Annotated in this window: 27 protein-coding genes; 18 read left to right on the forward strand and 9 right to left on the reverse strand. The window is 65.7% G+C overall.

From position 1 onward, the window contains the following. Nucleotides 1-90 precede the first annotated feature (90 nt). Together HMP09_RS16585 and HMP09_RS16590 are read left to right on the forward strand one after the other, a co-directional pair. Nucleotides 91-1,107 carry a glycerophosphodiester phosphodiesterase gene (locus HMP09_RS16585; protein WP_176501852.1) on the forward strand — a complete coding sequence of 339 codons (1,017 nt, stop codon included), beginning with the start codon at nt 91-93 and terminating at the stop codon, nt 1,105-1,107. Continuing rightward, complete coding sequence (locus tag HMP09_RS16590; protein WP_176501257.1) at nt 1,108-1,386, forward strand: hypothetical protein; 279 nt, start codon at nt 1,108-1,110, stop codon at nt 1,384-1,386. Between the two features lie 278 nt (nt 1,387-1,664). On the opposite strand, the gene HMP09_RS16595 is transcribed toward HMP09_RS16590, so the two are convergent. Further along, complete coding sequence (locus HMP09_RS16595; RefSeq protein WP_232090438.1) at nt 1,665-2,378, reverse strand: alpha/beta fold hydrolase; 714 nt, start codon at nt 2,376-2,378, stop codon at nt 1,665-1,667. Continuing rightward, nucleotides 2,339-2,983 carry a TIGR02117 family protein gene (locus tag HMP09_RS16600; RefSeq protein ID WP_176501258.1) on the reverse strand — a complete coding sequence of 215 codons (645 nt, stop codon included), beginning with the start codon at nt 2,981-2,983 and terminating at the stop codon, nt 2,339-2,341. Before HMP09_RS16600 ends, HMP09_RS16595 begins: the two co-directional genes overlap by 40 nt. 43 nt (nt 2,984-3,026) lie before the next feature. Here HMP09_RS16600 and phhA point away from each other — a divergent pair, with 43 nt between their 5' ends. Continuing rightward, nucleotides 3,027-3,896, forward strand: coding sequence for a phenylalanine 4-monooxygenase (gene phhA / locus HMP09_RS16605; protein ID WP_176501259.1), 870 nt, complete (start codon nt 3,027-3,029; stop codon nt 3,894-3,896). Nucleotides 3,897-4,125: 229 nt separating this feature from the next. On the opposite strand, the gene HMP09_RS16610 is transcribed toward phhA, so the two are convergent. The 4 genes from HMP09_RS16610 to HMP09_RS16625 all read right to left on the reverse strand — a co-directional run bounded on the left by HMP09_RS16610 (nt 4,126) and on the right by HMP09_RS16625 (nt 8,618). Continuing rightward, nucleotides 4,126-5,073, reverse strand: a complete 948-nt coding sequence (locus HMP09_RS16610; protein WP_176501260.1) for a 50S ribosomal protein L11 methyltransferase — start codon at nt 5,071-5,073, stop codon at nt 4,126-4,128. Then, nucleotides 5,063-5,752, reverse strand: a complete 690-nt coding sequence (locus tag HMP09_RS16615; protein WP_176501261.1) for an SDR family NAD(P)-dependent oxidoreductase — start codon at nt 5,750-5,752, stop codon at nt 5,063-5,065. Before HMP09_RS16615 ends, HMP09_RS16610 begins: the two co-directional genes overlap by 11 nt. Before the next feature lie 143 nt (nt 5,753-5,895). Further along, the gene (locus HMP09_RS16620; RefSeq protein ID WP_232090440.1) at nt 5,896-7,263 is read right to left on the reverse strand and encodes a methyl-accepting chemotaxis protein; all 1,368 of its coding nucleotides are present in this window, start codon (nt 7,261-7,263) and stop codon (nt 5,896-5,898) included. A gap of 11 nt (nt 7,264-7,274) precedes the next feature. Next, complete coding sequence (locus tag HMP09_RS16625; RefSeq protein ID WP_176501855.1) at nt 7,275-8,618, reverse strand: methyl-accepting chemotaxis protein; 1,344 nt, start codon at nt 8,616-8,618, stop codon at nt 7,275-7,277. A 320-nt stretch (nt 8,619-8,938) separates the two neighbouring features. Between HMP09_RS16625 and sdhC the strand changes: the two genes are divergently transcribed. From sdhC to HMP09_RS16645, 4 genes are read left to right on the forward strand one after another with little or no spacing between them, the layout of a single operon-like run. Next, the gene (gene sdhC / locus HMP09_RS16630; protein WP_232090901.1) at nt 8,939-9,283 is read left to right on the forward strand and encodes a succinate dehydrogenase, cytochrome b556 subunit; all 345 of its coding nucleotides are present in this window, start codon (nt 8,939-8,941) and stop codon (nt 9,281-9,283) included. Continuing rightward, nucleotides 9,283-9,669 (forward strand): succinate dehydrogenase, hydrophobic membrane anchor protein, encoded by a 387-nt coding sequence (gene sdhD / locus HMP09_RS16635; protein ID WP_176501263.1) that lies wholly within the window; start codon nt 9,283-9,285, stop codon nt 9,667-9,669. Before sdhC ends, sdhD begins: the two co-directional genes overlap by 1 nt. Then, nucleotides 9,669-11,471: a succinate dehydrogenase flavoprotein subunit gene (sdhA, locus tag HMP09_RS16640; protein ID WP_176501264.1), complete on the forward strand. Its 1,803-nt coding sequence runs from the start codon at nt 9,669-9,671 to the stop codon at nt 11,469-11,471. Before sdhD ends, sdhA begins: the two co-directional genes overlap by 1 nt. Nucleotides 11,472-11,487: 16 nt before the next feature. Continuing rightward, nucleotides 11,488-11,763 carry a hypothetical protein gene (locus HMP09_RS16645; protein ID WP_176501265.1) on the forward strand — a complete coding sequence of 92 codons (276 nt, stop codon included), beginning with the start codon at nt 11,488-11,490 and terminating at the stop codon, nt 11,761-11,763. Between the two features lie 101 nt (nt 11,764-11,864). Here HMP09_RS16645 and HMP09_RS16650 read toward each other — a convergent pair whose 3' ends face one another. Genes HMP09_RS16650 through HMP09_RS16660 form a run of 3 tightly spaced genes read right to left on the reverse strand, consistent with a single transcriptional unit; the run spans nt 11,865 to nt 12,746 of the window. Beyond that, nucleotides 11,865-12,158 (reverse strand): type II toxin-antitoxin system RelE family toxin, encoded by a 294-nt coding sequence (locus HMP09_RS16650; RefSeq protein WP_232090442.1) that lies wholly within the window; start codon nt 12,156-12,158, stop codon nt 11,865-11,867. A 41-nt stretch (nt 12,159-12,199) separates the two neighbouring features. After that, nucleotides 12,200-12,493 carry a type II toxin-antitoxin system BrnA family antitoxin gene (gene brnA / locus HMP09_RS16655; RefSeq protein ID WP_197942442.1) on the reverse strand — a complete coding sequence of 98 codons (294 nt, stop codon included), beginning with the start codon at nt 12,491-12,493 and terminating at the stop codon, nt 12,200-12,202. Further along, a complete protein-coding gene (locus tag HMP09_RS16660) occupies nt 12,471-12,746 on the reverse strand; it encodes a BrnT family toxin (protein ID WP_176501267.1) in 276 nt (91 codons plus the stop codon). Before HMP09_RS16660 ends, brnA begins: the two co-directional genes overlap by 23 nt. A gap of 97 nt (nt 12,747-12,843) precedes the next feature. Here HMP09_RS16660 and HMP09_RS16665 point away from each other — a divergent pair, with 97 nt between their 5' ends. From HMP09_RS16665 to lpdA, 11 genes are all read left to right on the forward strand, one after another. Continuing rightward, nucleotides 12,844-13,425, forward strand: coding sequence for a ClpP family protease (locus HMP09_RS16665; RefSeq protein WP_176501268.1), 582 nt, complete (start codon nt 12,844-12,846; stop codon nt 13,423-13,425). A gap of 162 nt (nt 13,426-13,587) precedes the next feature. Further along, nucleotides 13,588-14,370 carry a succinate dehydrogenase iron-sulfur subunit gene (locus tag HMP09_RS16670; RefSeq protein WP_176501269.1) on the forward strand — a complete coding sequence of 261 codons (783 nt, stop codon included), beginning with the start codon at nt 13,588-13,590 and terminating at the stop codon, nt 14,368-14,370. A gap of 151 nt (nt 14,371-14,521) precedes the next feature. Continuing rightward, nucleotides 14,522-14,977, forward strand: a complete 456-nt coding sequence (locus HMP09_RS16675) for a PaaI family thioesterase (RefSeq protein WP_176501270.1) — start codon at nt 14,522-14,524, stop codon at nt 14,975-14,977. Nucleotides 14,978-15,106: 129 nt separating this feature from the next. Beyond that, the gene (gene zapE / locus HMP09_RS16680) at nt 15,107-16,201 is read left to right on the forward strand and encodes a cell division protein ZapE (protein ID WP_176501271.1); all 1,095 of its coding nucleotides are present in this window, start codon (nt 15,107-15,109) and stop codon (nt 16,199-16,201) included. Between the two features lie 249 nt (nt 16,202-16,450). Continuing rightward, nucleotides 16,451-17,413 carry a malate dehydrogenase gene (gene mdh, locus HMP09_RS16685; RefSeq protein ID WP_176501272.1) on the forward strand — a complete coding sequence of 321 codons (963 nt, stop codon included), beginning with the start codon at nt 16,451-16,453 and terminating at the stop codon, nt 17,411-17,413. 66 nt (nt 17,414-17,479) lie between these two features. Continuing rightward, nucleotides 17,480-17,776 carry a GIY-YIG nuclease family protein gene (locus tag HMP09_RS16690; protein WP_176501273.1) on the forward strand — a complete coding sequence of 99 codons (297 nt, stop codon included), beginning with the start codon at nt 17,480-17,482 and terminating at the stop codon, nt 17,774-17,776. A gap of 54 nt (nt 17,777-17,830) precedes the next feature. After that, nucleotides 17,831-18,715, forward strand: coding sequence for a succinate--CoA ligase subunit alpha (sucD, locus tag HMP09_RS16695; RefSeq protein WP_176501274.1), 885 nt, complete (start codon nt 17,831-17,833; stop codon nt 18,713-18,715). 116 nt (nt 18,716-18,831) lie between these two features. Beyond that, nucleotides 18,832-21,768, forward strand: coding sequence for a 2-oxoglutarate dehydrogenase E1 component (locus HMP09_RS16700; protein WP_176501275.1), 2,937 nt, complete (start codon nt 18,832-18,834; stop codon nt 21,766-21,768). Between the two features lie 163 nt (nt 21,769-21,931). Continuing rightward, nucleotides 21,932-23,179 (forward strand): 2-oxoglutarate dehydrogenase complex dihydrolipoyllysine-residue succinyltransferase, encoded by a 1,248-nt coding sequence (gene odhB / locus HMP09_RS16705; protein WP_176501276.1) that lies wholly within the window; start codon nt 21,932-21,934, stop codon nt 23,177-23,179. Nucleotides 23,180-23,297: 118 nt separating this feature from the next. Then, nucleotides 23,298-23,561 carry a GIY-YIG nuclease family protein gene (locus HMP09_RS16710; protein ID WP_176501857.1) on the forward strand — a complete coding sequence of 88 codons (264 nt, stop codon included), beginning with the start codon at nt 23,298-23,300 and terminating at the stop codon, nt 23,559-23,561. Between the two features lie 95 nt (nt 23,562-23,656). Further along, nucleotides 23,657-25,051, forward strand: a complete 1,395-nt coding sequence (gene lpdA, locus HMP09_RS16715) for a dihydrolipoyl dehydrogenase (RefSeq protein WP_176501277.1) — start codon at nt 23,657-23,659, stop codon at nt 25,049-25,051. The last annotated feature ends 76 nt before the right edge of the window (nt 25,052-25,127 follow it).

A 25,127-nucleotide genomic window follows, 5' to 3' on the forward strand; every position in this document is an offset into this window, starting at 1 on the left:
ACGCCGATGCGACCGATGGTTTCCTATTGCGACAAGCTCTCACACATTGGCGCGCTGGCGCTCGTCGCGGCGAGCGGGCAAGCTGTCGCGATGACGCCAGCTTCGCCCCGTTTGTCGCCCGTAATCGTCATCGCGCACCGCGGTGCGAGCGGGCTCCGCCCCGAACACACGTTGGCCGCCTATTCGCTCGCGATCGACCAGGGCGCGGACTTCATCGAGCCCGACCTGGTGCCGACCAAGGACGACGTGCTCGTCGCGCGCCACGAGAACAATATCGCCGAGACGACCAACGTCGCCGACCATCCCGAATTCGCCGCCCGGAAAACCACCAAGACGATCGACGGCCAGACGATGACCGGCTGGTTCGTCGAGGACTTCACGCTCGCCGAACTGAAAACCCTGCGCGCAAAGGAACGCCTGCCCAAGCTGCGGCCCGCGAACACCGCCTATGACGGCCAGTTCGCAATCCCGACGCTCGCGGAGATCATCGCGCTCGCCAAGCGCCGCACGACCGAGACGGGCCGGACGATCGGCATCTATCCCGAGACCAAGCACCCAACCTATTTCGCGAGCATCGGCCATCCGACCGACGCCAAGCTCGTCGCCGAACTCCGCGAAGCGGGCTGGGATTCGGCCAAGGCGCCGGTCTTCATCCAGTCGTTCGAGGTCGCCAATCTCCAGCGCCTCCACAAGATCACCAAAATCCGCCTGATCCAGCTGATGGACGGGGAGGGCGGTCCTGCCGACGGCGCACAGCCCAGCTACAAGGCGATGATCACGCCCGAAGGCCTCAAAGCCGTCGCCGCCTACGCCTACGGCATCGGCCCGAACAAGGGCATGCTCTGGACCGACGCGACGCCGACGACGCTGGTCGCCGACGCGCATGCGGCGGGCCTGCGCGTCCATCCCTGGACCTACCGCGCCGAAAACTACTTCGAACCCACACGCTTTCGCCGCGGCAGCGACCCGGCCGCACACGGCGATATCGCCGCGGAGATCGACGCCGGCCTTGCCCAAGGTATCGACGGTTTCTTCACCGACTTTCCGCTATACGGTGCCCAAGCGCGCGATCGAGCCACTGTAACCGGGCGCGCAGGAGTGAAGTAGATGCGTAAAGTCCTCCCCGTAATCGCGGTACTGCCGTTTCTCGTCAGCGGCTGCATCAGCACCGCCACCTCGATAGTGAAGGCGCCGTTCCAGGTCGCCGGCAAGGCGGTCGACTGGACCACGACCAGCCAGGAAGAATCGGACCGCAACTACGGCAAGAAGATGCGCAAGCAGGAGGCCGAAGAGGGCAAGCAGCGCAAGGACCTCGCCAAGCGCTGCAAGCGCGACCCACAGCGCTCGGAATGCGCGCAGTACCAGGGGTATCGCGCCGGGAATTGAGCCGAGCGCCCATCGGTAAAATACCACCCCGGCGAAGGCCGGGGCCCAATTGGGGGACCTTGTTGACGACGAGCTGCGGGCTGTTACCGCTGTTTCCCAATTGGGCCCCGGCCTCCGCCGGGGTGGTACAATGTTCAGCGTTGAATCTTCTGTTCTCCCGCGCTGGCGGTTGGGCAGGCACCTAGAACGACCCCATCGCCGCAACCGGAAATCGCGGCCGAACTCTGACCTTCGCGCTCGAAACCCCCCCGGTCCAGCCATCGCACCTTCAGGCCGCGCTACCCGGCCAGCGTCTTTGCCACCGCGATCAGCACCTCCGGTTTCAGCTGCACCCCAAGATGCCCGCTCCGTACCTCTACCGCATGTCCTGCCGCGTCGTGGCAGATCAGCCCGTTCACCAGCCCGTCCGAGCGGCTCCAGATCGCGGTCGACGGCACCGGCAACGGCCCGGCGATCGCATCGCTCCGCAAGACGACCGCCGGATCGTCAAGCCTCTCGCCGGTCAGCCATTCGAACGCGCGCCACACGTTGGTGGCCTTGGGTGATCCCGCATAGGGCGAACTGACCGTGATCACCGCGCGGACGAGGTCGGGCCGCCGGTGCGCGACCAACCGCGCCATGATCCCGCCGAGACTTACCCCGATCAACGTCACCGGCCCCGCTGCTGCCAGCGACTCTACGCGCGCGATCAGACGTTCCGCCTCCACGCCGACGGTCCGCACGCCGCGGTTACGTCCGAGACCCCAGCCGCTCGTGCGGTAGCCGATCCGATTCAGATAGCCGCGCATCACCGCCGTCGATCGATCGGTGTTGAACAACCCGGGCACTATCATCACCGTGCGGCCATCGCCGCGCGGTGCCGCCGCCAGCGCGGGCCGATGCCGCCACCACGTCGCGACCGTCCACGCCGCGCGGGGCAGTTCGGCTGCCCAGAGTGCCTTGGACGGCGGCGTCAGAACCATGTCATCACCGTCACCGGAAACGGTGTCCACGCGCCGACCCTCACGCCGGCATAGCGCAGCGCATCCCCGGTCCAGCTGTTGCAGGTGTGGATCGCGCTATACCGCCCGTTTGCGTCGTAGAACGCGTCATAGGGCCCATAGCCTGCATAATGTGCGCCGTTGGCCCGGAAGCTCGCGGTCATGTAGGCGGACAGCCGGCGATATTGCTGCGGCGTCACGACGATCTCGCGGACATCGTCGCGTGCGGACGGCAACGGGACGTGATCGACATGCATCAGCGTCCGCGTGCTTCCGGTCGCCGCCGCCGCGACGGTCCGCAGCTTCACGTCCGCCCAGGTCGGCGTCTCGAGATAGAAGGTCTTCTCGCCCCAGCCGATCGACAGGTGATCATACCCGGCATAGCGGGGGTCGCTGAGGTCCGCCGCGCGCGCGATGGTCCGCCAGTCGACCCCCGCCGCGATCTTCGGCACCACGATCCCGGTGTGCACGCCGTTGCTCTCGACGAAGATATGCACCCCCTCGGCAGGTGCCCGCCAGGCGCGATTGCTAGCGATGGACCCACCGATCAGCCCCGCCACGGCATAGCTCGCAACCAGCCCGAACACTGCTGCGGCGCACCATAAAATCCACCGCATGCAGCGCGTTTCCGTCTTCATTCCGTCATGCTAGACCAAGCGCATGGCCAATGACACGCATGTACTGAGCACCCCGCCCGAAGGCGCCCCCGACTGGACGATCCCGCAGAACTGGTCGGCCTATACCGCGGAGGACCACGCGACCTGGGACACGCTGTTCGCGCGCCAGTCGAAGCTGCTACCCGGCCGCGCGTCGAACGCCTGGCTGCGCGGGCTCGACGTGCTCAAGCTCTCCAAACCCGGCATCCCCGATTTCGAGGAGCTGTCCGAACGCCTGATGAAGCTCACCGGCTGGTCGGTCGTCGCGGTGCCGGGGCTCGTTCCCGACGACGTGTTCTTCGACCACATGGCCAATCGCCGTTTCGTCGCGGGCAACTTCATCCGCCGCCCCGACCAGCTCGATTATCTGCAGGAGCCCGACGTCTTCCACGACGTGTTCGGCCACGTGCCGATGCTCGCCGACCCCGTCTTCGCCGACTACCTCGCCGCCTATGGCCGCGGCGGCCAGCGCGCGCTTGGGCTCGACGCGTTGAAATATCTCGGGCGGCTCTATTGGTACACGGTCGAGTTCGGCCTGATCGCCGAACCCGAAGGCCTGCGCATCTACGGCTCGGGGATCGTCTCCAGCTATGCCGAAACCCGCTTCGCGCTCGACGACCCGAGCCCCAACCGCATCGCGCTTGACCTCGCGCGCGTGATGCGGACCGAATACCGGATCGACGACTTCCAGCAGAACTATTTCGTGATCCCGAGCTTCGACGAACTGCTCCGGCTGACGGTCGAGACCGACTTCGCGCCGTTGTACGAAGAGCTGAAGGCGCTGCCGGATATCCCGGTGGCGCAGATCGAGCCCGAGGACGTGGTGCTGACCAAGGGCACACAGGACTACGCCAACGCCAAGCTCGCCGCCTGAATACCACCCAAACGCAACCCAAAAACCACCCCGGCGAAGGCCGGGGCCCAATTGGGATAGCGGTGCGGCTCCATCTCGGAAGTTCGCCCAATTGGGCCCCGGCCTCCGCCGGGGAGGGGCTAGTTTTAGGGTGGGCGTTGCCACCCCAACCCTGTTCCCCCGCGAAGGCGGGGGCCCAGACTGGACCCCCGCCTTCGCGGGGGAACATTCTTCTACCGGGCCGGCAAGCTCAAATATCCAGCGCCCACCCATCGCGCCCCTTCGGATCGAACGGCCCCGCCGCCACGAACCGCACGTCACCAGCCCGCAACCGCAACACAGACCAGTCCCCGCGCCGGTCGACCGCCTCGAGCGAACACCCGCAAGCCTCATACGCCGCCACGACTCCAGCCCGCTGGGTCTCCAGCAACCCCGCCAGCACCACCGTCGCCCCCGCATCGGCAATCGACGCAATTTCCGGCGCCATCGACACCAGCGGCCCCGCCAGAATATTCGCGATCACCAGATCATACGGCGCCTTCGCCACGATCGCATCGTCGAGCGTGCCATCCGCCACGATCAATTCGATCCCGGAAACCCCGTTGAGCTCAGCGTTCTCCCGCGTAACGTCGATCGAGACCGGATCGATATCCGTCCCCATCACCGCCGCCTCGGGCCAAAGATGCGCCGCCGCGAACGCGAGCAACCCGGTCCCCGTCCCGATATCGATGACGTTCGCAAAGCCGGCGTCCGCCATCCCATCGAGCATCGCCAGGCACCCACTCGTCGTCTCGTGATGCCCCGTCCCGAACGCGCGGCTCGCCTCGATCAGGAACGCGCGCCTGTCCGCCGGCACCGCGCCCGCATGCGCGCCAGTATGCACGAAGAACCGCCCGACCGACAAAGGCTCGAGCCCCGCTTGGCTCATCGTCACCCAATCGGCATCGCCCAACCGCTCGACCGCGATCTCGGCGCCCGCCGCGCTCGGCACCAGCGCGCGCACCGCCGCGACCGTGTCGGCCGCCGGCTCATGCTCGAAATACGCGTCGAGGCGCCATGATTCGACGTCGTCCTCGATCTCCTCGGTCGTCATCAGCACGGCGTCGCCCGGGATCGCGTGACCCAGGTCGTCGCTCGCATCGATCGCCTCGGCCTCCGCGCGCGTGCAGGGCAGGGTGAGTTTCCAACTATCGGACATAGCTCGCTCCGTTCACGTCGATCACCGAACCCGTCATCGACGCCGGTGCCTCCAGCGCGCAATAGCGTGCGACCGAGGCGATCTCGGCGGGCTCCGCGACCTTGCCGAGCGGAATGTCCGCCAGCAGCGCATCGCCGCCGCGGCTTGCCAGATAGTCCTCCGCCATTCCGGTCATCGTGAATCCCGGACACACCGCAAAGGCGAGGATCCCCTCCCGCGCGTACCCGCGCGCAATCGTCTTGGTCATCGCCACCATCCCTGCCTTCGACGCGGCATAATGCCAGTGCGCCGGCGAATCCCCGCGATACGCCGCGCGGCTGGCAATGTTGACGATCCGGCCACCTACGCCCCGCGCCTGCCAGTGCAGCACCGCCAACCGGCACAGCTCGGCGGATGCGGTCAGGTTGATTCGCATCGTCCGCTCCCACTGCGCGGTCCAGTCGTCGTCTCCCAACGGACTCGCCTCGAACACCCCCGCATTGTTGATCAGCACGTCGATCGCCCCGCCGGCCTGCTCCAGCGCAGCGTGCCACAACGCCGTCGGCGCCGCAGGGTCGCTGAAGTCGGCCGCGATGCCGCTCGCGGTCCCATGCCCGATCACGGCAGCGCCCGCATCGGTCAGCGCCGCCTGAATAGCCGCGCCGATACCGCGACTGGAACCTGTAAGAAGAATGGTCATGGGCAGGCTCTAGCGCCGTAGGGTGTATCCGTCACCCGAGCCCGTCTTCCGCGCGTGCGTTACCGACTTCACCGTCCGTCAGGGCCTGGCCGTGGACGCGGTTATCATCTCCGCGGGGCTCTGTCCTTACGCTCGTCCGGCCCTCACGCCACGCTCGCCGAAAACCCGTCCGCCGCGCCGCGCAGCACGCCGAGCTGGTCGTCCACCTCGCCGAACGCGTGGCCGAGCCGGTCGATCTCGGTCGCGACCGCTTCGGTCTCCGCGCGGATCGTCGCGATCGTCGACGACATCGCATCCGCCGCCAGCGCGGTCTCGTCGACGGCCGCGGTAATCGCGGTCACGGTGTGCGCCTGCGCCTCCATGGCGTGCCGGATGCGGTCGGCGCTGTCCTTCACCTCGCCCACGGTCGCCTTGATCCCGGCGTTGGTCGCGACCGTCGCCGCGGTTGCCGCCTGGATCGCGGCGATCTTCGCGGCGATGTCGTCGGTCGCGCGTGCGGTCTGGCTGGCAAGCGACTTCACCTCCTGCGCCACCACCGCGAAGCCGCGCCCGGCATCGCCCGCTCGCGCCGCCTCGATCGTCGCGTTCAGCGCGAGCAGGTTGGTCTGCCCGGCGATACTGCGGATCAGCCCGAGGATCGATTCGATCGATTTGGCGTGCTCGCTGAGCGTTTCGGACATGGCGACCGCCTCGCCGGTCTGCGCACAGGCGCGATCGGCGATCCCGGCCGCCACCTCGACCTCGCTGCGCGCGGTCTCGATCGCGCGGATCAGCCCCGCCGAGGTCCGCGCCGCGTCGCGCATCGCCAGCGCGGATTGCTCCGCCGCCGCCGCGACCTCGCTCGCCTTGCCGAGGATGCCGCGAGTCGATGCCGATGCGCCCGCCGCCTGCACGTGGATCCGCGCACCCAGTGCGGCGGTATGCTCGATCGACGCGGCGATGCTGCCGCGAAAGTCCGACGCGCGCGTCCGCCGCTCGCTTTGCGCCGCGGCGGCATCGATCGCGCCGAGATGCGACACCATGATATCCGCTTCGATCAGCGCGATCCGCTGCACCACGTCGGCGACGATCCGCATCGTCGCCGCATCCGTGCCGGACCGATCGACGATCAGGTTGAGCGTGGCGCTATGCGCGAACGCCGCCGCGGACAGCAAGGCGGGCAGCGGTATGCCCGACCGCCGCGATTCGTCGGCATAGCCGATCGCCATCGCTTCCCACGCCTGGTCATAGGGGGAATGATACCGCATCCGCGCATAGGTCGCGCTCTGCGTGATCCGCTGCTGCAGCCGCTCCGCCGTGATCTGCGATGCGACATGGCGCACCGCATCGAGCGACAGATAGTGCTGCCAGAACATTGCGCCGATCCACCGATGATCATTCTCGTCGAGCAGCGCGCTCAGCGTCGCGCACGCCGGCGCGATCAGCCCGTCCCAGTCATAGTCGCGGACGCGGTCGCGCAACGATCGCTCCGCTCGTGCCGGCATGACCGGGACGTCCGTAAAACCCGTCATCCGTCGCGCGCTTACGCAGCGACTTTGGCAACGAAGTCGCCCGCGCTGGTCTTCAGATTGCCCAGGCGCGTGTCGAGCACGTCGAACCCGCGGCCGACGCCGTCGATCTCGGTCGCAACCGTTTCGGTATCCTCGCGGATCGCCGCGATCGTGGTCGACATCGAATCCGCCGCCAGCGCGGTCTCGTCGACCGCTGCGGTGATCGCGGTCACAGTCTGCGCCTGCGCCTCCATCGCATAGCGGATCCGGTCGGCGCTCTCCTGCACTTCGGCCACCGTCGACTTGATCGACGCATTGGTATCGACGGTCGAGCGCGTCGCCGACTGGATCGCGGCGATCTTCGCGGCGATGTCGTCGGTCGCCCGCGCGGTCTGGTTGGCCAGACTCTTCACCTCCTGCGCCACGACGGCGAAGCCGCGCCCGGCATCCCCCGCGCGCGCCGCCTCGATCGTGGCGTTCAGCGCCAACAGGTTGGTCTGCCCGGCAATATCGCGGATCAGGCCGAGGATCGACTCGATCGACTTCGCATGATCGCTCAGCGTCTCCGACATGCCGACTGCCTGGCTGGCCTGAGTCGAGGCGCGATTGGCGATCTCGGCGGCGGCCTCCACTTCGGTGCGCGCATCCTCGATCGCGCGGATCAGCCCGGCGGCGGTCTGCGCGGCCTCCCGCATCGCCACGGCGGATTGCTCGGCGGCGGCGGCGACTTCGCTCGCCTTGCCCAGCACCGCGCGCGTCGACGCCGAACTCCGCAGCGCCTGTTCGCGCAGCATATGCCCCTCGTCCGTCGCGGTCTCGACCATCGCCGCTATGCCGTCGCGGAACTCGGCCGCCAGCGTATCGCGCGCGATCCGAGCCGAGTGCGTCCGGTACGAATTATAGATCGCGACGGTGATCTCGCCCTCCAGCGCGGACAGGCGCATCAGCGTGTCGATGAAGACCGGCAGCTTGGGATCGGACCGGTCCACGCGCCGCATCAGCACCTCGAGCGCCGCACGATCGCTGGCGCTGATCATCGACAGCAGCGCCATCGGCGAGACGTCCGCGACATACGCTGCCGCCACGGACCGTTCGACCGACTCGATCCACGCCCGTCCGCTCGTGTCGAGGAAGCGATTGCGCAGGAACGTGCAGCCGACTTCGATCATCTGGTCGGTCTCGTGCGGCGCCCAGATCCGTTCGTCGGAAAAGCACCGCAGCCACTGTTCCCAATAGGCCTTAGACACATGCGTGATCTCGGGTGCGAGCGCCGTCCAGACTTCGCGGCTCGCGCCGGTCAGCGATCCGTCGAAGTCGAACACGCGCAGCCGTGCCATCAGGTCGACAGAGGCCGCGATCGCGCCGGGGGCCGGCAGGTCGGTGGTGGTCAAGACGGTGGACTCCGGATCGAATGTGCCAGGCCGACGCTACACCCCATGTCTTAAAGGCTGGTTAGGGATCGACGGCACGCGACGTGCGTGATCGATCGCGTCGCGCCCGGTGTCATGGGTTACCGGACCGGCCCCAATGGGTTGCATCGCAGCACGCGGTGGCTAATAGGTCGCCCGATCTCTATATTGTGGACCAAGATCATTTTGGTCCGTCATCTTCTGGTTCGAGGACTCCGCCCTTGGCATCGCGCAACCCGGCACGCCCGCTTTCTCCCCATCTGCAGGTCTATAAATGGGGCCCGCACATGCTGGTCTCGATCCTGCACCGCGCGACCGGCAGCGGGATGGCGACCGTCGGCAGCCTGCTGCTCGTCTGGTGGCTCGCCGCCATCGCGTCGGGCGATCAGGCCTATGCCACTTTCGTCGACGTGTTCACCACCGACGCGGGCGGCCTCAACATCCTCGGCTATATCATCGCGGTCGGCCTGACGCTGTCGCTGTTCCAGCACATGATGACCGGCATCCGTCACATGGTGCTCGATATCGGCGCGGGCTACGAACTGAAGCGGAACAAGATGGGCGCGATCGCGACGATGGTCGCCTCGGTCGCGCTGACGATCGTGTTCTGGCTCTACATGGGGATCAAGTAATGGGTAGCGGTACGGCAGTCGGTCGCGTCCGCGGCCTTGGCAGCGCCAAGCACGGCACGCTTCACTGGTGGCGGCAGCGGCTGACCGCGGGCTCGAACCTGTTCCTGATGCTCTGGCTGATGATCTCGGTCGCGCGGATGCCGGGCTATGATTACGCTGCGGTCCATCTGTGGCTGCAATCGGCCTGGGTCGCGGTGCCAATGGCATTGCTGATCGCATCGGTCTTCTATCATTTCCGTCTCGGTCTTCAGGTCGTGATCGAGGATTACCAGCATGGCGAAAGCCGTGTCGTGGCGATGATCCTCCTCAACCTGTTCACCTTCACGCTGGGCGGCATCGCCCTCTTCGCGATCCTGAAGGTCGCCTTCACTGGAGCCCCGGCATAATGTCTGCTGCCTATAAGATCATCGATCATACCTATGATGCGGTCGTCGTCGGTGCCGGCGGCTCGGGCCTCCGCGCCACGATGGGCATCGCCGAGAGCGGCCTGAAGACCGCGTGCATCACCAAGGTCTTCCCGACCCGGTCGCACACCGTCGCAGCCCAGGGCGGCATCGCCGCGTCGCTCGGCAACAACTCGCCGGATCACTGGACCTGGCACATGTTCGACACCGTCAAGGGTTCCGACTGGCTCGGCGACCAGGACGCGATCGAGTATCTCTGCCGCGAAGCGCCGCAGGCGGTCTACGAGCTCGAACATGCCGGTATGCCGTTCAGCCGTAACGAGAACGGCACGATCTATCAGCGTCCGTTCGGCGGCCACATGCAGAACATGGGCGAGGGGCCTCCGGTCCAGCGCACTGCCGCCGCCGCCGATCGTACCGGTCACGCGATGCTCCACGCGCTGTATCAGCAGAGCCTGAAGTACAACACGGACTTCTTCGTCGAGTATTTCGCGCTCGACCTGATCATGGAAAACGGTGTCTGCCGCGGCGTCATCGCTTTGTGCATGGAAGACGGTTCGATCCACCGCTTCCGCAGCCACCAGACCGTGCTCGCCACCGGCGGTTACGGCCGCGTCTATTATTCGGCGACCTCGGCGCACACCTGCACCGGCGACGGCAACGCGATGGTGCTCCGCGCCGGCCTGCCGCTGCAGGACATGGAGTTCGTCCAGTTCCACCCGACCGGCATCTACGGTGCGGGCGTGCTCATCACCGAGGGCGCACGCGGTGAAGGCGGCTATTTGACCAACTCCGAGGGCGAGCGCTTCATGGAGCGCTATGCCCCGTCGGCCAAGGACCTCGCCTCGCGCGACGTCGTCAGCCGCTCGATGGCGCTCGAAATGCGCGAAGGCCGTGGTGTCGGGAAGAACGGCGACCACATCTTCCTGCACCTCGATCACATCGATCCCAAGGTGCTCGCCGAGCGCCTGCCCGGCATCACCGAGACCGGCAAGGTCTTCGCCGGCGTCGATCTCACGCGCCAGCCTTTGCCCGTCACGCCGACCGTGCATTACAACATGGGCGGTATCCCGACCAACTTCCACGGCGAGGTCGTCAACCTCGTCGCCGGCAACCCCGACACGGTCGTCCCCGGCCTGTTCGCGGTCGGTGAAGCGGCGTGCGTGTCGGTCCACGGCGCCAACCGCCTGGGTTCGAACAGCCTGATCGATCTCGTGGTGTTCGGCCGCGCGACCGGCCTGCGCATCAAGGACACGCTGAAGCCCGGCACGGCGCACGCGCCGCTGCCCAAGGGTTCGGAAGACCTCGCGCTCACGCGTCTCGATCACTTCCGCAACGCGAGCGGCGGGTCGCCGACCGCGCAGATCCGTCTCGACATGCAGCAGACCATGCAGAAGCATTGCGCCGTCTTCCGCGACACCGAATTGCTCAACCAGGGCGTCGAGAAGATGGCCGGGATCTACAACCGGATGACCGACGTCGGCGTGAAGGATCGCAGCATGATCTGGAACACCGATCTGGTCGAGACGATGGAGCTCGACAATCTGATCGGCCAGGCGGTCGTGACGATGAACTCGGCCGCCAACCGCACCGAGTCGCGCGGCGCGCACATGCACGAGGATTTCCCCGAGCGTGACGATGCCAACTGGATGAAGCACACCATCACCACCTTCGACGGCTGGGGCGGCAAGGGCGGCGAGACCAAGATCGATTTCCGCCCGGTGCACGACTACACGCTCACCGACGACGTCGACTACATCAAGCCCAAGAAGCGGGTATATTGATGAAGCGGGTAAGCTGATGATTTGGGCCATCATCGCGATCGGGTTCCTCGTGCCCGTCGCGGTGGGGCTTCTCACGCGCTTCCCGCCGATGATCGCCGGCTTTCTCTGGCCGGCGGTCGTCGCGATCCTGACCGCGATCTACGTGTTCGGGATAGAAACCCCCGGCGTCGGCGAAGAGCCGCAAAAGATCGCGATCACCTTCTACGCGCTCTTCTCGCTCGTCGGCGGTGTCCCCGGCGGCCTGGTAGGCTGGATCCTCCAGCACAAACGCACGAACAAGCACCCAGGCTAATCCGTTCTCCTGCGAACGCAGGAGCCCAGGATCCCAAACGCCGCGTCCCGTGACCCTGGCCTCCTGCGTTCGCAGGAGAACCGCCGGCTGCGACGCGATGCCTACCGCTCCAACCGCCCCGCCGCGATCTTGTACACCAGATTGCGATCCCGCCGCCCGACGGGAACGAAGACGACCGTCACCAGCCCATCGTCGACCCGGTACACCAACCGATAGCCGGCTGCCCGCAGCTTGATCTTGTAGCATCCAGGCATGCCGCTCAGCCGAGCGCCCGCAATGTGCGGTTCGTTCAACCGCTCGACCAACTGAGGCTTGAACTGCTCCCGGACGTTGGCGCCGAGTTTCTCCCAGTCCTTGAGAGCGCTCGGCAGGAAAGCGAGGCTATAGGTCGCCAAGCGACACCGCGACCGGCACCTCATCGGCGCGCGCGCACCAGTTAGGACAGTTCGACGTCCTCGAGCCGATCCCCCGCCGCTTCCAGCCGATCCGCCAGCCACATCTTGATAAGTGCCTGACGCGTCACGCCGCGCTTGCGGGCTTGGACGTCGAGGCTCCGCACCATCCATACGGGAAAATCGACGTTTACGCGCTTGGCCTCCAGCGCAGCCTTGCGGGGCGTAGACCAGTCGAAATAGCCACTGACGTCTTCGCCGTCATCGAACCGACGATCAAGTTCCTCGGAAGAGATAGCTTCGGGCAATTCTGCCTTAACGGATGCGGGCGCGTTCATAAGCCAACTCCTCATAATCCCTCGCGCGACGGACCGATATGATCCGGGTCGCCATGCCGCGGTGAGTGATGATCGCCGTCCAAAGACGATCGTCGATCCGACCGATCACCAATTGCCGGTCTTCGCCCACATGGCGTTGCGCCGACTCTATGACAATTCGCTCATCGTCTCGCCACAACGCTTGAGCATCGACGAAATCGATACCGTGCTTTGCCGCGTTGGCGGCGCTCTTGCCCGGATCGAAGTCGAACATGGGGGACTATAGCGCAAAAATGGTATAAAACCTATACCGGCGACAATCCGCGGACGAGCACTCGGAACCCACGGGCACCTCGTCGGTTTGCCCGCGCATGACCGACACATCCCCCGCTTCGAACGCCCGCAACTACCCGTTGCTCGCCGCTCCGCACGTCCACCTCCACGGCCCGGTCGACGACGCGATGTACGACAATTTCAAATCGCAGCTCGCCGCCGCGCCCGCCGAAGGCCCGCTCGTCGTGTCGATCACCACGCTCGGCGGCGATCCCGAGGTCGCGCGCGCGATGGGCGACAACATCCGCCTGCTCCGCGAATATACCGGCCGCGAGACGCTGTTCCTCGGCAAGGTCGCGGTCTATTCGGCGGGTGCGACGTTCATGTCCGCCTTCCCCGTCGACAGCCGCTTCCTCACCCGCGGCAGCCGCATCATGATCCACGAGCGCCAGATGCAGAGCACGATCCAGCTCAACGGCCCGCTCAACACGCTGCGCTACGCGCTCGAGGCCAAGCTCAACGAGATCGAGGATTCGATCAACATCCAGGAGGAGGGATTCCGCGCGCTGGTCGAGGGATCGAAGGTCGAGATCGAGGCCCTCAAGGCCAAGGCGCCGTCCAACTGGTATATCGAAGCCGAAGAGGCGCGCGATCTCGGGCTGATCCTCGACATCATCTGACCCGCCCGATCTGACCCGCCCGATCTGAGCCGTCCGCTCTCCGGCCAGGTGCCGCATACGTAAACGCATGTTGCACCCGCGAAGCTAAGCATTTGCGGGCGGGGCCACTGTCATGTATCGGCTCTGACAACCTATCATCACACCACGGACGGACCGCTCGCAATGGCCGAATTCTCGCTCCCGAAAAACAGCGTCGTCGAGAAGGGCGTCAAGCATGCGTCCGCGAGCGGGGGCAAGCGTCTGAAATCGTTCAAGGTCTATCGCTACGATCCGGACTCGGGCGAGAACCCGCGCTACGACACGTTCGCGCTTGATCTCGACGAGACCGGCCCGATGGTGCTCGACGCGCTGATCAAGATGAAGAGCGAGCAAGATTCCTCGCTCACCTTCCGCCGTTCGTGCCGCGAGGGGATTTGCGGCTCCTGCTCGATGAACATCAACGGCAAGAACGGCTTGGCCTGCACGACCGCGATCGAGGATTGCAAGGGCGAGGTCCAGATCACCCCGCTGCCGCACATGGACGTGATCAAGGACCTGGTACCTGATTTCACGCATTTCTACGCGCAATATTCGTCGATCAAGCCCTGGCTTCAAACCGTCACCCCGCCGCCCTCGGGCAAGGAGCGTCTCCAGTCGCCCGCGGACCGCTCGAAGCTCGACGGCCTGTACGAGTGCATCCTGTGCGCGTGTTGCTCGACGTCCTGCCCGAGCTATTGGTGGAACAGCGACAAGTTCCTCGGCCCGGCGATCCTGTTGCAGGCCTATCGCTGGCTCGCCGACAGCCGTGACGAGATGACCGGCGAGCGGCTCGACGAGCTCGAGGATCCGTTCCGCCTCTATCGCTGCCACACGATCATGAACTGCGCGAACGCGTGCCCCAAGGGTCTCAACCCTGCCAAGGCGATCGCCGAGATCAAGAAGATGGAAGCCGAACGGGTCGTCTGATCCTGGGGAACACGGGGGTTGGCATGAGCCCTCTCCCCACTCCGTTCGTCCCGAGTAGCCATCGAGCTTGTCGAGATGGCGTATCGAAGGACATGTACCTCGATACGAGCCCTCCACTTCGCTCGGTCTCTACTCGGCACGAACGGCAATCATGACTGACAAACCCCACTTCATCGAAGCCGAAGACCCCGCCAACCCAGGCTGGCGCAGCTGGTCACTCTCCGACCCGACCCGCTTCAACACGCTCCTCGGCCCCATGCTCTACCGCGTCGACGGCCACATCGTCCGCGTCCGCATTACCCCCGAGCATCGCCACTCGAACCTCCAGAACAACGTCCACGGCGGCGCGCTCCTGGCCTTCATCGACGTCGCCTTGTTCGCGGCCGCGCGAGGCTTCGGCCTGATCACCGCCGGCACCGCGGTCACGCTCGATCTCAGCACGCAGTTCATCGGCGGCGGAAAGGTCGGCGCCCCGATCGAGGCGCAGGTCGAAGTGCTCAAGGAAACCGGCCGCCTCTTGTTCCTGCGGGGCCTCGTGGTGCAAGGCGACGACGAAGCCAAGATCGCCGCCTTCTCTGCGACGATCCGCAAGCCGTCCAAGGGCTGATACCGCCCGCACCCACCACCCCGGCGAAGGCCGGGGCCCAATTGGGACACGAACATTGTCGAAGCGCACCGCCCCGTCACTGATGCCTTGCCAATTGGGCCCCGGCCTCCGCCGGGGTGGTAAAGCGCAATGACCGTCATCAAAGCCTATGACGCGCTGATCGCCTCGGGCGAGCTCCGCCCCGACCCCGAACAGGCCGCCGCCGCCTTGCGCCTGAACGCGCTCGCCACCGAACTCGCCGCCCCCAAGGCGACCGGCTTCTTCGCCCGCCTCACCGGCAAAAAGCCCGATCCCCGCGGCGTCTATCTCTGGGGCGGCGTCGGTCGCGGCAAGTCGATGCTGATGGACCTGTTCTACGAGAACGCCGCGGTCGAGAAGAAGCGCCGCGTCCATTTCGGCGAGTTCATGCTCGAGGTTCACGCGCGCATCGCCGCCGAACGCCGCAAGGAGATCGGCGACCCGATCGCCCCCGTCGCCGCCGCGATCGCCGACGAAACGCGCCTGCTCGCGTTCGACGAGATGATGGTCACCAACAGCCCCGACGCGATGATCCTGTCGCGGCTCGTCACGTCGCTGCTCGACGCCGGTGTGACGATCGTCACCACCTCGAACCGCCCGCCGTCCGATCTCTACAAGAACGGCCTCAACCGCGAGCATTTCCTCCCCTTCATCGCGACGATCGAACAGCGTCTCGACGTGCTGCCCCTCAACGGCCCGGTCGATTACCGCCGCGACCGGCTCGGCCAGCAGGACACCTGGCTCGTCCCCAACGGTCCCGAGGCGACCGCGCAATTGTCCGCCGCGTTCTTCCGCCTCACCGATTTCTCGACCGACGACAGCGAGCACGTCCCCGCCGAGGACCTGATCGTCCAGGGGCGCACGCTCCGCGTCCCCAAGTCGCTCAAGGGCGTCGCGGTCTTCAGTTTCAAGAAGCTGTGCGGGGAGGCGAGGGGGGTGGCCGATTACCTCGCCATCGCGCGCAAATTCCACACGATCATCCTCGTCGGCATCCCCAAGCTCGGCCCCGACAGCCGCAACGAGGCCGCAAGGTTCGTGGCGCTGATCGACGCGCTGTACGAGCACAAGGTGAAGCTGCTCGCGGCGGCGGATGCCGAGCCCGGCGACCTCTACGAGACCGGCGACGGCCGCTTCGAATTCGACCGCACGATCAGTCGGCTGGAAGAGATGCGCTCCGAGGACTATCTGGCGGAAGGGCATATCTGAGCCGAACTCGGCACGATCAAACCCCCTCCGTCATCCTGACGAAAGTCAGGATCCAGAGCCACAAAGGGCAACGCGCGTTACTCTGGATCCTGACTTTCGTCAGGATGACGAACTAGCGAGCCGTTATTGCACATGCGAACGAGTTGCAATAAGCACGTCGCTTTTCCCGATTAACGGTTGCCGCGAGCCCATAATGCGCGTAGTCGGCGTCACCAATCACCCCGCACATACAGACGGAGACGGATTGGAATGGCTCGCAAGAAGATCGCGCTGATCGGCGCCGGTAACATCGGCGGCACGCTCGCGCACCTCGCAGCACTCAAGGGCCTGGGCGATATCGTCCTGTTCGACGTCGCCGAGGGCATCCCCCAGGGCAAGGCGCTCGATCTGTCGCAGTGCAGCCCGGTCGAAGGCTTCGACTCGACGATCACCGGTTCGAACGATTACGCGGACATCGCCGGCGCGGACGTCATCATCGTGACGGCGGGCGTCGCGCGGAAACCCGGCATGAGCCGCGACGACCTGCTCGGCATCAACCTGAAGGTCATGAAGGCGGTCGGCGAGGGCATCAAGGCCAACGCACCGAACGCGTTCGTGATCTGCATCACCAACCCGCTCGACGCGATGGTGTGGGCGCTCCGTGAGTTCTCGGGTCTGCCGCACCACATGGTCGTCGGCATGGCCGGCGTGCTCGATTCGTCGCGCTTCAGCCATTTCCTCGCCGACGAGTTCAAGGTCTCGGTCAAGGACGTCACCAGCTTCGTGCTCGGCGGCCACGGCGACACGATGGTCCCGGTCATCTCCTATTCGACGGTGTCGGGCATCCCGGTCCCCGATCTCATCGCGATGGGCATGTCCACGCAGGAGAAGATCGACGCGATCGTCAAGCGCACGCGCGGCGGCGGCGGCGAGATCGTCGCGCTGCTGAAGACCGGCTCGGCCTATTACGCGCCTGCCACCAGCGGCATCGCGATGGCCGAAGCGTATCTGTACGACCAGAAGCGCGTCCTCCCGGCGGCGGCCTACGTCTCGGGCGAATACGGCCTGACCGACCTGTACGTCGGCGTGCCGGTGATGATCGGTGCCGGCGGCGTCGAGAAGATCGTCGAGATCAAGCTTGACGACGAAGCCAAGGGCAACCTCCAGGTCTCGGTCGACGCGGTCAAGGAACTGATCGTGGCCTGCAAGGGTATCGATGGTTCGCTGAACTGATTTGAGGTGAGGTAACGATCGTACCACCCTGGCGAAGGCCGGGGCCCAATTGGGAAGGCCCCCGTGATGGAAGACCAAGCGTGCGTCTACATCATGGCCAGCGGGTTTAACGGTACGCTCTATCTCGGTTCGACGGTGAATTTGGCCAAACGCGTGTGGGAACACCGCAACGTTGTGGTCGCCGGGTTCACGAAGAAATACGACTGCAAGCTCCTCGTCTGGTACGAGTTGTCAGGCAGTTGGGAAGCCGCCCGGCAGCGAGAGCTGCAGATGAAGGAGTGGAAGCGGGACTGGAAATTGCGAGAGATCAACGGTTTCAATCCCGCGTGGGACGACCTTTACGATCGCATCGCACTGCCATGACCGCTTTCCCAATTGGGCCCCGGCCTTCGCCGGGGTGGTAAGGAACGAGACAAGATGAGCATCCTCGTCGACAAGAACACCAAGGTCATCACGCAAGGCATGACCGGCGAAACCGGCAGTTTCCACACCAAGATGGCGCTGGAATACGGAACGCAGATGGTCGGCGGCGTCACGCCTGGCAAGGGCGGCACGACGCATCTCGACCTCCCCGTCTACAACACCGTCGCCGAAGCCAAGGCGATGACCGGCGCGACCGCGTCGGTCATCTACGTGCCGCCCCCCTTCGCTGCGGATTCGATCCTCGAGGCGATCGACGCGAACATCGAGCTGATCGTCGCGATCACCGAGGGCATTCCGGTGCTCGACATGGTCAAGGTCAAGCGCGCGCTGTCGGGCTCCAAGTCGCGCCTCATCGGCCCGAACTGCCCGGGCGTGCTGACCCCCGGCGAGTGCAAGATCGGCATCATGCCCGGTTCGATCTTCAAGAAGGGCTCGGTCGGCGTTGTCAGCCGTTCAGGCACGCTCACCTATGAGGCGGTCTTCCAGACGTCGAACGCAGGCCTTGGTCAGACGACCGCGGTCGGCATCGGTGGCGATCCGGTCAACGGCACGAACTTCATCGACGTGCTCGAGCTGTTCCTCGCCGACGACGCGACCCAGTCGATCATCATGATCGGCGAAATCGGCGGCGACGCCGAGGAGCAGGCCGCGCAGTTCCTGATCGACGAGGCCAAGCGTGGCCGCAAGAAGCCGATGGCCGGCTTCATCGCGGGCCGCACCGCGCCTCCGGGTCGTCGCATGGGCCATGCCGGTGCGATCGTCTCGGGCGGCAAGGGCGATGCCGAGAGCAAGATCGCGGCGATGGAAGCTGCCGGGATCCGCGTTTCGGAGAGCCCCAGCCTGCTCGGCGAGACGCTGCTGAGCGTGTTGAAGGGTTGAACATATCGTCATCCCGGGCTTGACCCGGGATCCAGGGTCGCCAGCGCGCCGCCCGTAACTCTGGGTCCCGGGTCGAGCCCGGGATGACGAAATTCTTAGCGGCTAGGACGAGAACGATGGGCTACGAAGGCCAGGATTTCAGCGATATCGCAGCCGGCGTCAGCCCGGCGTTCGTGGAGACGCTCTATGCGAAGTTCGCGAGCGACCCGTCCTCGGTCGAGGCCGGGTGGCGTGAGTTCTTCGAGGGTCTCGAAGGCTCTGCACAGGGCCCGAGCTGGGAAAGCGCGCGCTGGCCGCTGACCACCACCGACGACCTGACCTCGGCACTCGATCCGACCCAGATGGAGCCTGCGCCCAAGCCCGCGAAAGGCGGCAAGCCCGCTCCCGCCGCGGCAGCCCCCGCCGCGCCCTCCAAGGAAGACATCGCCAAGGCCGCTGCCGACGCGATCCGCGCGCAGCTGCTCGTCCGCACCTACCGCGTCCGTGGCCATCTCGCCGCCAATCTCGATCCTCTCGGCCTGTCCAAGCGCGAGATGCCCGAGGATCTGAAGACCGAATATCACGGCTTCTCCGACTCCGATATCGACCGCAAGGTGTACCTCGGCGGCACGATGGGGTTCGAATGGGTTTCGATCCGCGAGCTCGTCGACACGTTGCGCAAGAATTATTGCGGCAATGTCGGCCTCGAATACATGCACATCGTCGATGTCGAGGAGCGCCGCTTCCTCCAGGAGCGCATGGAGGGCCAGGACAAGGCGATCGAATTCTCCACCGACGGCAAGAAGGCGATCCTCACCAAGGTGATCCAGGCCGAGCAGTGGGAGAAGTTCCTCGGCAAGAAGTATGTCGGCACGAAGAGGTTTGGCCTCGACGGCGGTGAATCGATGATCCCCGCGCTCGAGAGCGTGATCAAATACGGCGGCCAGATGGGCGTGCGCGAGCTCGTCATCGGCATGGCGCATCGCGGTCGCTTGAACGTGCTCGCCAACGTGATGGCCAAGCCCTTGCGCGTGATCTTCCACGAATTCGCGGGCGGCTCGGCCAACCCCGACGACATCGGCGGGTCGGGCGACGTGAAATATCACCTCGGCACCAGCACCGATCGTGAGTTCGACGGCCACAAGGTCCACATGAGCCTCGTCGCCAACCCGTCGCATCTCGAGGCCGCCGATCCGGTCGTGCTCGGCAAGACCCGCGCGATCCAGACCATCGCCGGCGATCTCAAGGACCATGTCGCCTCGCTCCCCGTGCTGATCCACGGCGATGCGGCGTTCGCAGGGCAGGGGATCGTCTGGGAGTGCCTCGGCTTCTCCGGCATCCGCGGCTACAACACCGGCGGCTGCGTCCACTTCATCATCAACAACCAGGTCGGCTTCACGACCTCGCCGCAGTTCGCGCGCTCGTCGCCCTACCCGTCGGACGTCGCCAAGGGCGTCCAGGCGCCGGTCTTCCACGTCAACGGCGACGATCCCGAGGCGGTCACCTTCGCGACCAAGATGGCGATGGAATTCCGCCAGAAATTCCACCGCGACATCGTCATCGACATGTGGTGCTATCGCCGCTTCGGCCACAACGAGGGCGACGAGCCGTCCTTCACGCAGCCGCTGATGTACGACATCATCCGCAAGCACCCCGGCGTCTCGTCGGTGTATGGCGATCGCCTGATCAAGGAAGGCGTGATCGATCAGCCCTGGATCGACGAGAATGTGAAGGAGTTCACGCTCCGTCTCGAAGGCGAGTTCGAGGCCGGCGCATCGTACAAGCCGAACAAGGCCGACTGGTTCGGCGGTCGCTGGAAGGGGCTCAGCGCACCGACCGACGGCGGCTCGGCGCGGCGCAACGTCGAGACGGGTCTGACGACGAAGCTGTTCGACTCGCTCGGCCGCACGCTGACCACGGTCCCGGACAGCGTGAAGATCCACAAGACGCTCGCGCGCGTGATCGATGCCAAGCGCGAGATGTTCAAGTCGGGCAAGAATTTCGACTGGGCGACCGGCGAAGCGCTCGCGTTCGGCGGCCTGCTCTCGGAAGGATACGGCGTCCGCCTCTCGGGGCAGGATTCGGGCCGCGGCACTTTCTCGCAGCGTCATGCCGTCTGGGTCGACCAGACCGACGAGCATAAGTACGTGCCGCTCCAGGAAATCGAGCACGGCAATTTCGAGGTGCTCGACAGCCCGCTGTCCGAGTACGGCGTGCTCGGCTTCGAATATGGCTATGCGCTCGCCGACCCGAAGACTCTGGTCCTCTGGGAGGCGCAGTTCGGCGATTTCGTCAACGGCGCGCAGATCATGATCGATCAGTTCATCACGTCGGGCGAGTCGAAGTGGCTCCGCGCCAACGGCCTCGTGATGCTGCTCCCGCACGGCTATGAAGGGCAGGGGCCTGAGCATAGCTCGGCACGTCCCGAGCGCTTCCTCCAGTCGTGCGCCGACGACAATATCCAGGTCGCGAACTGCACCAGCCCGGCGAACTATTTCCACCTGCTCCGCCGGCAGATGCATCGCAACTTCCGCAAGCCCCTGATCGTGATGACGCCCAAGTCGTTGCTGCGCCACAAGCTCGCGGTGTCGAGCGCCGAGGATTTCCAGGCCGACAGCCACTTCCGCCGTCTCCTGTCGGATACCAATCCGGCCGCCGATATCGATACGAAGCGGCTCGTGCTCTGCACCGGGAAGGTCGCGTACGACCTGATCGAGGCGCGCGATGCGCACGGCGACACCGACACGCAGATCGTCCGCGTCGAACAGCTTTATCCCTTCCCCGGCGATCCGATCGCCGAGCGCGTCGCCAAGATGCCGAACCTGGAAGAGATCGTCTGGGCGCAGGAAGAGCCGAAGAACAACGGCTATTGGTTCTTCGTCGAGCCGCTGATCGAGGAGGCGCTGGCGACGGTCGACTCCAAGGTGAAGCGCGCGCGCTACGCCGGGCGGTCCGCCTCGGCCTCGCCCGCGACCGGCCTGATGAAGCGTCACCAGGCCGAGCAGGGCGCACTCGTCGCCGATGCGCTCGGCCACAGCGTCCGCGACGAAATCCGCCGCACCCGCGCGAATTGAACCTTTTCTACCACCCCGGCGGAGGGGCACCCATCAAAGTAATACTTTGATGGGACCCACGCCGGGGCCCAGTTGGGATGGTAGATGTAATTGAGCGAAACGCCGGCCAATCAGCGTTTCGTAACTGGACCCCGGCCTACGCCGGGGTGGAGGAACCGAGAAAATGGCAACCGAAGTCACCGTCCCCGTCCTGGGTGAATCGATCACCGAAGCCACCCTCGGCGAGTGGCTGAAGCAGCCCGGCGAGCCCGTCGCGGTCGACGAGCCGATCGCCAGCCTCGAAACCGACAAGGTCTCGGTCGAGGTCCCGTCGCCGGTCGCCGGTGTCATGGGCCAGCACGCGGTCGCGGTCGGCGACACCGTCCAGGTCGGCGCGATGCTCGCCACGATCGACGCCGGTGACGGCTCGGCAGCCGCTCCCGCCAAGGCCCCCGAGCCCGCCGCGACGGCAACGCCCGCCGCACCCGCCAAGGACGAGTCCGGCGCAGGCTATGGCGACCAGCCCGGCGCAGGCACCAGCGACTCCCCCGCCGCGCTCTCGCCGTCGGTTCGCCGCGCGGTGCTCGAGCACGGCGTCGACCCGGCGACCGTCAAGGGCACCGGCCGCGACGGTCGCATCACCAAGGAAGACGTGACCGCCGCCGCCTCAAGCAAGCCCGCTCCCGCAGTGGCACCTGCGCCTGCACCGGCCGCCGCGCCGGCCGCCTCAGGCCGCGGCGAAGAGCGCGTCCGCATGACGCGCTTGCGCCAGACGATCGCCAAGCGCCTCAAGGAAGCGCAGAACACCGCCGCGATGCTCACGACGTTCAACGACGTCGACATGACCGCGGTGATCGCGGCGCGCGCCAAGTACAAGGACCTGTTCGAGAAGAAGCACGGTGTCCGCCTGGGCTTCATGGGCTTCTTCGTGAAGGCCGCCACCATGGCGCTGCGCGATATCCCGTCGGTCAACGCGTCGATCGACGGCGACGACATCGTCTATCACGATTACGCCGACATCTCGGTCGCGGTCTCGTCGCCGGGCGGCCTCGTCGTCCCCGTGATCCGCGATGCCGACCAGATGTCGGTCGCGACGATCGAGAAGACGATCGGCGACTTCGGCAAGCGCGCCAAGGAAGGCGCGCTCAAGATGGACGAGATGAAGGGCGGCACGTTCACCATCTCGAACGGCGGCGTGTTCGGCTCGCTGATGTCGACCCCGATCATCAACCCGCCACAGTCGGCGGTCCTCGGCCTCCACCGCATCGAGGAGCGCCCGGTCGTCGTGAACGGCGAGATCGTCATCCGCCCGATGATGTACCTCGCGCTCAGCTACGACCACCGCCTGATCGACGGCCGCGAAGCCGTGACGTTCCTCGTCGCGCTCAAGAACGCGATCGAAGACCCGACCCGTATCCTGATCGACCTCTGACCCACCGGAGCGCCTCGTTCTCCTGCGAAAGCAGGAGCCCAGGGTCACAAGCACCGCGCTCCGTGACCCTGGATTCCTGCGTACGCAGGAAAACATGAGGCCTGGTTTCGTCTACCTGATGGCGAGCAGCCGCAACGGAACGCTCTATCTCGGCGTCACCAGCGACCTGCTCGCCCGAGCCTACCAACACCGCAACCGCCTGATAGACGGCTTCTCCAAGGAGCATGGTTGCGCCCTCCTTGTGTGGTTCGAAGCCAGTGACGACATACAGTCTGCACGACAGCGCAAGCCGCAGATGAAGAAATGGAAGCGGGCCTGGAAGATCGACCTGATCGAACAGACCAACCCGCACTGGAAGGAATTGTACGAGACGCTCGTCTAACCCGTTCTCCTGCGAACGCAGGAGTCCAGGGCCACGAACGGCGCCTCCCGTAACCCTGGGCTCCTGCGTTCGCAGGAGAACGACGGAGATGAAGAATGGCTGACTACGACTATGACGTCCTCGTGATCGGTGCGGGCCCCGGCGGTTACGTCGCGGCGATCCGCGCCGCGCAGCTCGGCCTGCGCACCGCTTGCGCCGAGTCCCGCGAGACGCTTGGCGGCACCTGCCTCAACGTAGGCTGCATCCCGTCCAAGGCGCTGCTGCATTCGTCCGAGCTGTACGAAGAGGCCAAGGGCGGTCACATGACCAAGTTCGGCGTCGAGTTCACCGGCGTCACGCTGAACCTCGACCAGATGCACGCCGAGAAGGCCAAGGCCGTCAAGGAACTGACCGGCGGCGTCGAATTCCTGTTCAAGAAGAACAAGGTCACCTGGCTCAAGGGCAAGGCCGCGTTCCGGGACGCGCACACCGTCGACGTGAACGGCCAGACGGTCACCGCGAGGAACATCGTCATCGCCACCGGCTCCAGCGTCATGCCGCTCCCCGGCGTCACGGTCGACCAGAAGACCGTCGTCGACAGCACCGGCGCGCTCGAAATCCCCAAGGTCCCCGAGCACATGGTCGTCATCGGCGGCGGCGTGATCGGCCTCGAACTGGGCAGCGTCTGGCGTCGTCTCGGCGCCAAGGTCACGGTCGTCGAATTCGTCGACCAGATCCTCCCCGGCTTCGACGGCGAAGTACGCCGCGAGAGCGCCAAGCTCTTCAAGAAGCAGGGCATGGAGCTCAAGCTCTCGACCAAGGTCACCGGCGTGACCGTCGACAACGGCGTCGCGACCGTCACCGTCGAGCCCGCCGCCGGTGGCGCGTCCGAGACGATGACCGCCGACGCGGTGCTCGTCTCGATCGGGCGGAAAGCGAACGTCGACGGCCTCAACCTGGAGGCGATCGGCCTCGACCTCAACAAGCGCGGCCAGATCGAAACCGATCACAGCTTCCGTACCAAGGTCGATGGCGTCTGGGCGATCGGCGACTGCGTCCCCGGCCTGATGCTCGCGCACAAGGCGGAGGACGAGGGCGTCGCGGTGGCGGAAAACATCGCCGGCCAGACCGGGATTATCAACGAGGACGTCATTCCCAGCGTCGTCTACACGATGCCCGAGATCGCCGGCGTCGGCCTCACCGAGGAAGCCGCCAAGGATCTGACCGAGATCAAGGTCGGCAAGTTCCCGTTCGCCGCGAACAGCCGCGCCAAGACCAACCGCGACACCGACGGCTTTGTGAAGATTATCGCCGACGCCAAGACCGACCGCGTCCTCGGCGTCTGGATCGTCTCGAGCCTCGCGGGCACGTTGATCGCCGAAGCCGCCATCGCGATGGAATTCGGCGCGACCAGCGAAGACATCGCCTATACCTGCCACGCGCATCCCACGCATGCCGAGGCGATGAAAGAGGCGGCGATGGCGGTTCAGGGCAAGCCGATCCATATCTAGTACGACCGCGCAAAGGCCGTAGCGCAAGCTACGGCCGAGCAACCAGCGGTCGGACCGGTCGGCGCGGCCAAAAGCC

It is taken from the genome of Sphingomonas sp. HMP9, assembly GCF_013374115.1.
GTDB lineage: Bacteria > Pseudomonadota > Alphaproteobacteria > Sphingomonadales > Sphingomonadaceae > Sphingomonas.